This window comes from Photobacterium sp. CCB-ST2H9, from assembly GCF_023151555.2.
Lineage (GTDB): Bacteria > Pseudomonadota > Gammaproteobacteria > Enterobacterales > Vibrionaceae > Photobacterium.
This window is the reverse complement of record NZ_CP100425.1, coordinates 3,001,796-3,012,308: the sequence shown is the minus strand read 5'-3', so window position 1 is coordinate 3,012,308 and position 10,513 is coordinate 3,001,796. Positions and strand designations below refer to the sequence as shown.

The following is a 10,513-nucleotide window of genomic DNA, read 5'->3' as shown; positions in this document are numbered from 1 at the left end:
TAATCATTTTCATAATCACTCAGATTCATTATGATGTGCACGATGTTTTTTATGTGCTTTGTTTTGCTTTCAGGCGCAGACGTTGTATCCAATCATTTCAGTTAATGGAAAATCATGATGATCTCATTTTCAAAAATCAGACAAGCATTGATATTTATGTCTGTGATTGCTCTGACTGCCTGTAATGGCGGTGACGGGCAATCGAAGAAGCAACCTGCTGTAACCGCATCGACTCAGATTCAGGGACAGATTTTTAAAGGGCCAGTCGCGTATGCGACGGTTCAAGCTTTTGATGCAATTGGAAATTACCTTGGGGAAACCGTTACTGATGAGAATGGTTTTTATAAGCTCTCACTGGATATGTCTTATCAGGGTGTGATCCGGATTGCCGCCGTAGGGGGGAATTACATTGACGAAGCAACCGGCGAGTTAACGCCGCTCACTGAAACATTAAGCGCAGTGAAAGCGCTGTCTGAAAGTGAAGCAGTCATGAACGTGACGTTGCTGACTGAGTTGGCTGCGCGTGAGGTCAGTCTGGGGATGTCGGCTGAGAATGTTGCACGGGCAAACCGCCATATCGCGGAATCAATGGCATTGGATCTTGATATCGTGGGTGAGGCGCCGGTTGATTTGCTTGATGCAGCACATCAGGGAAAATCCGGTGCCAATGTTGACTATGGTCTGGTCATTGCCGGAATGACGAAAATTGCACAGGCCGAAGGTATCGGCTTAGGAAGACTGGTCAACAATTTTCGTCAGGACTTTTCAGACAATGGCAAACTGGATGACCCCCAATTGCTGAATCGTCTGAATCAGGGCATCAATGATTTCCTCGACTCTCCACTGAACCGGGTTGGACTGGAGCGTGGAAAAACATCGAAAGATAAGGTGTTTTACCGGAATACACCACCTGTCATCGAACGGCTGGCACGAACAAGCCTGAGAGAAGGTCAGGAACATCAAATCGCGCCTGAGATTACGGATAATAAAGGTGCATTGAGCTATCAGTGGCAGCAGGTAAAAGGGCCTGAAGTACAAATTCAAGGGGCAGAAACCGCTGCGATTTCGTTCAAGACACCAGCCCCAGAGACAAGTACTGTCATGATGTTCAAATTGACGGTCACAGATTCGGAAGGTTTGGCATCTGAACAGTATTATATTTTTGATGTGATTCCAGCCCCGGTAATTTCAGGGGTGGCTTTTAAAGGCCCGTTAGTGGGTGCAACCGTGACAGTTCTACAGCTTGATGGGACGGTGATCGGAGAAGCGATCACAGCATCTGACGGTAGCTATCGCATCAAGAATCATGACTTTTATGAAGGCGTTGTGATTGCTGAAGTGACGAGCGGCACTTATGTGAGTGAGGCGACAGGTCAGACGGTCACCTTAGTACAGCCTTTGCAGGCCGCAACTTATACGGCGGCTAAAAATACGAAATTGAATATCACTCCGTTGACTGAATTAGCCTTACGCCGGGCAAAAATGCTCGGTGCCATGCTGACAAAAGAGAACGTCCTGCAGGCGAATCAGGATATTGCGTCTGTGTTTGGTCTGCGTAGCAGTCTTGTCCTCTATACGCCAATCAACTTACTGGATCCGTCTGGCATTTTACAGAAAGGCGATAGAACTGAGCATGCTTTGGCGGTTGCAGCCATGATGGTGGCGATGAACACCCATTCGCAGAGCTTAACCGACTGGCTGGAACAGGCGTCCAGAGACTTATCGGATAATGGACGGTTAGACGATGTCAATTTGCTGAAAGCACTGCACCAAGGGCTGCTCGATTTTATCCGCTCACCGTTGAATGTACTTGGCGTTACCCTAGAAGACACAAAGTTGGATGAAGGACTCAGCGGAAGAATTCCACCTGAAATTGTTTCGGTGACGGGAAAGGATGACCTTGAGCGGCAAATGGCCTCGGCGACCGTCAATGTAAAAGATACGGCGGGTGTGAGCTACTTCTGGTCTCAGGTCGATGGCCCATATGTGAGGCTATATAATCGGTTGAGTCCTCAAGTATCATTTCGTCTGCCGGACATTGCGGACAATTTACCTCAAAGTATCACATTGGCGGTCACGGTAAGTCGAAACGACCTGCACAGTTCAGCGAAAATCACGCTACAGGCTCAGCCTTATCCTGCTGTTGAGTTCGATAAAATTACCGACTCACAACTGCGTCGCTGTGTTGAGGAACGTTCTCCGAAAGTTCAGAATACCGGGGATTTATACCGGCTTGAATGTGGCCCGGATTACGCGGGGATCAGTCAGTTCGATGGCTTGGCACAATTTGTCAACCTGGGACACATCGGGGTGCTGGCGCAAAACCAGATTACCGATGTGTCACCCTTGGTGCCATTGGACACACTGAAAAGTCTTGCGCTTCAGCAAACGGTACTCACCGATTTGGCGGTGCTGAAAGATCTGACAAACCTGACTGAACTGTCTTTAATACAGAGTCCATGGCTGACCGATTTTAGTGCACTGCCTCAGCTCACTAAGCTGAGCAGTATTCATTTGAATGACACTGGCCTCACGGACGGTCGTATTTTCCTGCAAATGAAAGCGTTAAATAAGATTGCTCTTGGGAAAACACAAATCACTGATTTTAGCTTTTTGCAGGAAAAGACTGACCTAATTTCACTGGGAGTGACTGACTCAGGACTCACCCAGCTTGAATCGATTGAGCTGGCGTATCAACCCAGGTTGCGTGAGTTGGATATTTCGGGTAATCCGCTGACAGATATCTCCGTACTGTCGACATTAACGCGTCTGCAGCGGGTGAATCTTTCAGGGACGAAAGTCTCAGACTTATCGGCTCTCGCATCCTTGAAGGAATTATTTTCGGTGGATGCTTCGTACACGGAAGTGACCGATTTGTCGGCTTTCAGGTCATTCAAGTCTGTAAGTATTATTTCTTTACAGGGCTTTAAGGGCACAGATATCCGTCCGTTGATTGACTTGAAGAAAACTAACCGCTTTTTGTCACAGGTTGTTTTAAAGGGCGCGGTTCAGGTGCCTTGCTCGCAAATGAGGGCTTTACAGCAACTGAGTGTGGAGATTTTTGTGGATGTGAAGCCAGGCGAAACCTGTACGGCGAACTAATGATGCGTTGGATATCAATATAGGCTTGGTATGAACGCCAGAAAATGCAGATAAAAAAAGAGGCCATCCGGCCTCTTCTTCTTGTATTGATTTCAGCTGAAATTGCTTACAGCGCCGCGATGGTCGCTTTCTGCTCTTCCAGCTTGATCAGGGTTTCTTTGTAACCATCCAGCTTCTCACGCTCTTTGGCTACGACGGCTTCCGGGGCTTTCGCCACAAAACCTTCGTTACCCAGTTTGCCTTCGATGCGTTTGATCTCGCCCTGAGTCTTCGCCATTTCTTTATCCAGACGCGCCAGCTCGGCGTCTTTGTCGATCAGGCCAGCCATTGGGATCATCAGCGTCGACTTGCTCACCAGTGCGGTGGCACAGGCTGGTGTTTCTTCACCGGCCGCCAGCACACGCAGGCTGTCCAGTTTCGCCAGTGCGACCAGCACGGCCTGATTTTCCTGCAGTCGGGCCGCGTCTTTGTCATCTGCGGCTTTCAGCATGACATCCAGACCTTTGCTTGGTGCGATGTCGTATTCGGCGCGCAGGTTACGAATGCTGGTGATGAAAGTTTTCACCCACTCGATGTCTGCCAGAGCGTCCGCATTGAAGTTTGCTTCATCATACTGCGGCAGCGCCTGTGTCATGATGGTATCGCCTTCCACACCGTCAACCAGTGGCTTCACGCTCTGCCAGATGGTTTCCGTGATGTACGGGATCACCGGATGGGCCAGACGCAGAGTCTTCTCCAGTACCGTGATCAGGGTACGGCGGGTTGCACGTTGCTGCGCTTCGGTACCTTTCCACAGAACCGGCTTGGTCAGCTCCAGATACCAGTCACAGAACTGGTTCCAGATGAACTCATAGATGGTATTGGCAGCCATATCCAGACGGAAGTTTTCAATGTGCGCATTGAATTCTTTCGCGGCCAGCTCGAACTGAGATTCGATCCACTTGTCCGCCAGGGAGTATTCCAGCTCGGCACCTTCAGCAAAACCGCAATCCTGATCTTCGGTGTTCATCAGCACGTAGCGGCTGGCGTTCCACAGCTTGTTACAGAAGTTACGGTAACCTTCCAGACGCTTCATGTCCCAGTTAATGTCACGGCCGGTTGAAGCCATGGCTGCCAGCGTGAAGCGCAGGGCGTCGGTACCATAGGGTTCAATACCGTTTTCGAAGGTCTTGCGGGTGTTTTTCTCGATCTTCGCGGCCAGTTGCGGCTGCATCATGTTCCCGGTCCGTTTCTGAACCAGAGACTCCAGATCGATGCCGTCGATCATGTCGATTGGATCCAGCACGTTCCCTTTCGATTTAGACATCTTGTCGCCGTTTTCGTCACGGATCAGACCGGTCACGTATACGGTTTTGAATGGTACCTGTGCTTTGCCGTTTTCATCTTTACAGAAGTGCATGGTCATCATGATCATGCGGGCAACCCAGAAGAAGATAATATCGAAGCCAGTCACCAGCACATCTGACGGGTGGAAGACTTTCAGATCATCGGTTTGCTCAGGCCAGCCCTGAGTTCCGAATGTCCACAGGGCAGACGAGAACCAGGTATCCAGCACGTCGTTGTCCTGTTTCAGAACGATGACTGGCGCCAGAGCATATTTTTCACGGACTTCTTCTTCTGTACGGCCAACATAGACTTTGCCGTCGTTGTCGTACCAGGCCGGAATGCGGTGACCCCACCACAGCTGACGGGAAATACACCAGTCCTGTACATCACGCATCCAGGAGAAGTACATGTTCTCGTATTGCTTTGGCACGAACTTGATGTCGCCGTCTTCAACCGCTTTCACGGCAGGCTCAGCCAGCGGTGCAGTGCGTACGTACCACTGGTCGGTCAGCATCGGCTCGATGACCACACCGCCACGGTCGCCGTAAGGCACAGTCAGGTCGTGATCTTTAATTTCGTCCAGCAGGCCCAGTTTGTCGAACTCAGCCACAATGGCTTTACGTGCGGCAAAACGCTCCATGCCCTGGTAAGCGGCAGGAATATCGGTGCTGTAAACGTCGGTTGGTTCGCCATTGCTGTTGAACACCTCGGCTTCGTTGCGGATGTTGGCATCGAAGGTCAGGATGTTGATCATCGGCAGGCTGTGACGTTTGCCCACTTCATAGTCGTTGAAGTCGTGCGCCGGGGTGATCTTCACACAGCCGGTGCCTTTTTCCATGTCCGCGTGCTCGTCGCCCACGATTGGAATGCGGCGGTTCACGATTGGCAGCAGGATGTGCTGGCCAATCAGATCTTTATAGCGTGGATCTTCAGGGTTCACAGCCACACCGGTATCGCCCAGCATGGTTTCCGGACGGGTGGTCGCAACCACGATGTAGTCTTTGCCGTCTGCGGTAGTCGCACCGTCAGCCAGCGGATAACGGAAGTGCCACATGTGGCCCTTCTTGTCTTTGTTCTCAACTTCCAGATCAGAAATTGCGGTGTGCAGTTTCGGATCCCAGTTCACCAGACGTTTGCCGCGGTAGATCAGATCGTCTTCATACAGACGGACGAAGACTTCACGCACGGCATTGGACAAACCTTCGTCCATGGTGAAACGCTCACGATCCCAGTCGACAGAGGCGCCCAGACGACGCAGCTGCTTGGTGATGGTGCCGCCGGATTCGCCTTTCCATTCCCAGATCTTGTCGATGAAGGCTTCACGACCGTAATCGTGTTTGGTTTTGCCTTCTTCTGCTGCGATCTTGCGCTCCACAACCATTTGAGTGGCGATACCAGCATGGTCAGTACCGACCTGCCACAGGGTGTTTTTGCCTTTCATACGCTCACAGCGGATCAGGGTATCCATGATGGAATCCTGGAACGCGTGGCCCATGTGCAGGCTGCCCGTGACGTTAGGCGGTGGGATCATGATGCTGTAGGCATCTTTAGTCGTGTCACCGTGAGGCTTGAAGTAACCGGCCTCTTCCCAGCGCTGATACAGCGCCTGTTCAATCGATTGTGGGTTATATGTCTTTTCCATAGCGCTCTTGATGGATCTGTGTGGAATTAGGGCGACTCAGGCGCAGCAGATGTCTGCATTTGAATGCCAGCCATGCGGTACACTTTATAGCGTTCGCGGGCCTGCTGCTTGAGTTTTTCATCGCAAGGGACGAAGTCTACCACTTGTGCAAAGGTCACGGCAAAATTTGGTGCATCCTGACCAAGATTGATCAGGACTGCACGCCGGCCACTGTGTCGCATGCCGGGCCAGCCGATCTCGACCGGTGACCCCTGACGCGGGCCTTCCCCAATCAGGTTATGGGGCACAAAGTTGTCCGGGTCTTGCTGCCAGAGGTATTCATCCAGCCATTCCGCCTGCTGGCGGCTTTCAGCCAGCAAGTAAATGGACTGTCCCTGCTGATAGCGCCATGCTGCCTGCTGACAGGCCAGTTTCAGCCTTGCCTCGGGGGCGGCGTCATCAATGATATAAAAGGTAGCATGGCTCATAAACGTCTATCCGAAAAAAGGGGCCTGCTGGCCCCTCTGTCGATGATGATTAATCGAGGTTTTCCAGTCCGGCTCGGTTGAGCAGGAACTGGACCAGCAGTGGTACCGGACGACCGGTCGCCCCTTTGTCTTTTCCGCCTGTCCAGGCTGTCCCTGCGATATCCAGGTGGGCCCAGTTGTATTTCTTGGTGAAACGGGACAGGAAGCAACCTGCGGTAATGGTGCCTGCACCCGGGCTGCCCAGGTTGGCAATATCTGCAAACGGGCTGGCCAGCTGCTCCTGGTACTCGTCGGTCATAGGCAGACGCCACGCACGGTCACCAGCTTGCTCAGAAGCGTTTATCAACTCATGTGCCAGCGGGTTGTGGTTGGCAAGCAGACCACTGATGTGATTGCCCAGTGCAACGACACAGGCACCGGTCAGAGTCGCGACATCGACTACACACTCCGGCTCGAAACGCTCGACATAAGTCAGCGCATCACACAGCACCAGACGACCTTCGGCATCGGTGTTCAGCACTTCAACCGTCTGGCCGGACATGGTGGTCAGGATATCACCCGGACGGTAGGCACCACCGCCTGGCATGTTTTCACAGCCGGCCAGGACACCGATCACGTTAATTGGCAGGTTCAGTTTAGCCAGGGAACGCATCGCACCGAAGACGGAGGCTGCACCACACATGTCGTATTTCATTTCGTCCATGTTGGCGGACGGTTTGATTGAGATACCGCCTGAATCGAAAGTCAGTCCTTTACCGACCAGCACAATTGGCTTGGCGCTCGGATCCGGGTGACCCTTATATTCGATCACGGACATCATGGCTTCATTCTTCGAGCCCTGACCCACGGCCAGATAGGACGTCATGCCCAGCTCTTTCATTTCCTGCTCACCGATGATCTTGGTGCTGACCGTTTCGAAATCATCGGCCAGACGGCGGGCCTGAGAGGCCAGGTAAGCCGGGTTGGCCACGTTTGGCGGCATGTTGCCCAGATCTTTCGCCGCGCGAACACCGGAAGCAACGGCCAGACCATGGTTGATGGCACGTTCACCCAGCGACAGTTCACGGCGTGTCGGGACATTAAAGACCAGTTTACGCAGCGGACGGCGGGTTTCAGGCTTGGTGCTCTTGAACTGATTGAAGGTGTACAGGCTGTCTTTGGTGGTCTCAACGGCCTGGCGGACTTTCCAGTAGGTATCGCGGCCTTTGACGTGCAGTTCCGTCAGGAAGCAGACCGCTTCCATCGACCCGGTTTCATTCAGGGTACTGATGGTTTTCTTGATGATTTGCTTATACTGGCGTTCATCCAGCTCACGTTCTTTACCGCAGCCGACCAGCAGGACACGTTCGGACAACACATTCGGGACGTGGTGCAGCAACAACATCTGGCCTGGCTTGCCTTCCAGATCGCCGCGTCGCAGCAGAGAACTGATGTAGCCCTCACTGATCTTATCCAGTTGTTCAGCAATCGGAGAGAGGCGGCGTGGTTCGAAAACGCCAACGACGATACAGGCGCTGCGCTGTTTCTCGGGGCTACCACTTTTAACACTGAACTCCATGCGTACTCCTACATCCTATAAAGACAATTAAGGCTAAATGTTAGATAATGCCGCACTTAGTTGTTGGCTCATGAATTCAGGTTCAGATCAAAGTGCAGGCAGACAGTTAGCCGAAAGATAAAAAAATAACTGATTTACCGGAAAATTATAGTGATTCCAGCAAAAAAACAAGTTTTCTATGGGTATATAACGCGTGATTATTGTTCGTTATTTGACACGTGAGACAATAAAGAGCCAGGTTTCGGTCCTTTTTGTACTGTTTCTTATCTTTATTAGTCAGAAGTTTATTCGCATCCTGGCTGATGCGACAGAAGGATCCATTCCCGGCGACCTGGTGCTGACCCTGATGGGCTTATACATGCCCTCAATGGCGATGTTGATGCTGCCATTGAGCCTGTATATCGGGATCTTGCTCACATTTGGGCGATTATATGCGGAAAGTGAAATAACTGTGATGAATGCCACAGGGATCGGAAATACTTTTCTGATCCGGGCCGCCTTGTGGCTGGCAATCATCACGGGGTCGATCGCCGCGTTTAATGCCCTGTGGCTGGCGCCCTGGAGTGCCGAAAAAGAAACCCAGGTGATGGAGCAGGTTGAAGCGGATTCCGGTCTGGATTTGCTGGTAAAAGGACAGTTCCAGGGAGCACCTGATGGCCGGGGTGTTGTCTTCGTCGATGACATCACCGAAAAGGGCGGTAAGCTTCACCGGGTATTTGTGGCGCAGCCGACTGCCAGCGATACACTCCGTCCGAGTGTGATGTTTGCCAACAGCGGCACGGTGAGTGAACTGAAAGACGGTCGTCAGGTGCTGGATTTGCAGGACGGCGTCCGTTATGAAGGGCTGCCGACTCGTCTGGATTACAGCATTACTTCATTTGATAACTATCAGGCCGTGATTGGTCAGCGGGCTGTCAAAGAAAAGAATCGCGACTGGGATGCCTTGCCAACGCTGGAGCTGATGCAGCGTCCGGAGCTGGCGGCACAGGCAGAATTCCAGTGGCGGATGTCGCTGGTGCTCTGTATTCCGCTGCTGACGATGGTCGTCGTGCCGCTGTCAGCCGTGAACCCGCGTCAGGGACGTTTTGCCAAGCTGGTGCCGGCAGTGCTGATTTACCTGTGTTATTTCCTGGCGATCAGTGCGGCCAAATCGGCTGTTGAAGATGGCGGGCTGCCGGTTGGGATTGGTTTGTGGAGTATCAATATTGCGATGCTGCTGGTCGCCGTCGCACTGAACAGCTGGGATTCCTTAGCAATGCGACAATTCAGAGAAAAATTCCGGAGACGCGGCTGATGTTTAAGATACTCGACTGGTACATTGGCCGGACCATTATTGCCACTTCCGCGCTGACCTTGTCGACGCTGGTGGGGTTGTCAGCCATCATCAAATACGTTGAGCAGCTGCGTAAAGTCGGCGACGGTAATTACGATCTGTGGAAAGCCCTGATCTTCGTGCTGCTGAGTATCCCGCGGGATATTGAGATGTTTTTTCCGATGGCAGTACTGCTCGGCGCGCTGATTGGTCTGGGAACACTGGCATCCAGTTCGGAGCTGGTGGTCATGCAGGCAGCGGGTTTTTCCAAGCTGGATATCGGTATGTCGGTTCTGAAAACGGCTGTACCGCTGATGCTGCTGGTGATGATCCTGGGGCAGTGGGGTGCACCGGAAGCTCAGAAAGCTGCGCGTGAGCTACGGGCTGTCTGGACCTCCGGCGGGAATGTGTTCTCAGTACAGCGCGGGGTTTGGGCCAAGGATGATAATGACTTTATCTACATTGGCCGGATCCATGAAAAAAGCAATCTGAACGCTGTCAACATCTGGGAATTTGATGAAAAAGATGTGCTGAAAGAGAACCTGTTTGCCCGTTCGGCCTCTTTTGTTGAAGGGAAAGGCTGGGAACTGAAAGATGTGACGGTCACACATATCGGGGAAGCGAAGCAGGAAAATACCAAGTATGACACCCAGCTATGGCAGACCAGTCTGACGCCGGACAAGCTGGCTGTGGTGACGGTGAAGCCCGAAGAACTGGCACTTTCCGGTGTGTATGAGTATGTACAGTATCTGAAAGATACCAAGCAGGATGCATCCCGGTATGAACTGGCTTTCTGGCGCAAAGCCCTGCAGCCGTTTTCCATTGCCGTGATGATGCTGCTGGCTTTGTCCTTCGTATTTGGTCCGTTGCGCTCCGTCACCATGGGGGCACGGGTGTTGTCCGGGGTGATCTTCGGCTTTGCTTTCTACATTTCGAATGAGGTCTTCGGGCCACTCAGTATGGTGTATCGCTTACACCCGGTGATCGGTGCTTTGGGACCGAGTCTGGTGTTCCTCTTCATCACGCTGTATCTGCTGAAGCGGAAGCTGTAGTACTGAGAGTCCGTTTGATGATGAAATGAAAAAGGCGCCTTGAGATGGCGCCTT

At 52.2% G+C, this 10,513-nt stretch carries 6 protein-coding genes; 3 read left to right on the top strand and 3 right to left on the bottom strand.

Annotated features, from left to right (window positions below; translation table 11 throughout):
* Positions 1–156: 156 nt before the first annotated feature.
* A complete protein-coding gene (locus tag L4174_RS13805; RefSeq protein WP_248141460.1) occupies positions 157–3,102 on the top strand; it encodes a leucine-rich repeat domain-containing protein in 2,946 nt (981 codons plus the stop codon).
* Between the two features lie 106 nt (positions 3,103–3,208).
* Here the strand turns inward: L4174_RS13805 and L4174_RS13800 are convergent, their stop codons facing one another.
* From L4174_RS13800 to pepA, 3 genes are read right to left on the bottom strand one after another with little or no spacing between them, the layout of a single operon-like run.
* Positions 3,209–6,070, bottom strand: a complete 2,862-nt coding sequence (locus tag L4174_RS13800) for a valine--tRNA ligase (protein ID WP_248141459.1) — start codon at positions 6,068–6,070, stop codon at positions 3,209–3,211.
* A 26-nt stretch (positions 6,071–6,096) separates the two neighbouring features.
* Positions 6,097–6,537 (bottom strand): DNA polymerase III subunit chi, encoded by a 441-nt coding sequence (locus L4174_RS13795; RefSeq protein ID WP_248141458.1) that lies wholly within the window; start codon positions 6,535–6,537, stop codon positions 6,097–6,099.
* 49 nt (positions 6,538–6,586) lie between these two features.
* Complete coding sequence (gene pepA, locus L4174_RS13790) at positions 6,587–8,095, bottom strand: leucyl aminopeptidase (protein WP_248141457.1); 1,509 nt, start codon at positions 8,093–8,095, stop codon at positions 6,587–6,589.
* A gap of 193 nt (positions 8,096–8,288) precedes the next feature.
* On the opposite strand from pepA, the gene lptF reads away from it, so the two are divergent.
* Together lptF and lptG are read left to right on the top strand one after the other, a co-directional pair.
* Positions 8,289–9,389, top strand: a complete 1,101-nt coding sequence (gene lptF / locus L4174_RS13785; protein WP_248141456.1) for an LPS export ABC transporter permease LptF — start codon at positions 8,289–8,291, stop codon at positions 9,387–9,389.
* Positions 9,389–10,459, top strand: coding sequence for an LPS export ABC transporter permease LptG (gene lptG / locus L4174_RS13780; protein ID WP_248141455.1), 1,071 nt, complete (start codon positions 9,389–9,391; stop codon positions 10,457–10,459). Before lptF ends, lptG begins: the two co-directional genes overlap by 1 nt.
* The last annotated feature ends 54 nt before the right edge of the window (positions 10,460–10,513 follow it).

Coding starts and splice junctions, on each gene's coding strand:
- lptG (WP_248141455.1), top strand. CDS start 9,389: ATGTTTAAGATACTCGACTGGTACATTGGCCGGACCATTATTGCCACT.
- L4174_RS13805 (WP_248141460.1), top strand. CDS start 157: ATGTCTGTGATTGCTCTGACTGCCTGTAATGGCGGTGACGGGCAATCG.
- L4174_RS13800 (WP_248141459.1), bottom strand. CDS start 6,070: ATGGAAAAGACATATAACCCACAATCGATTGAACAGGCGCTGTATCAG.
- L4174_RS13795 (WP_248141458.1), bottom strand. CDS start 6,537: ATGAGCCATGCTACCTTTTATATCATTGATGACGCCGCCCCCGAGGCA.
- pepA (WP_248141457.1), bottom strand. CDS start 8,095: ATGGAGTTCAGTGTTAAAAGTGGTAGCCCCGAGAAACAGCGCAGCGCC.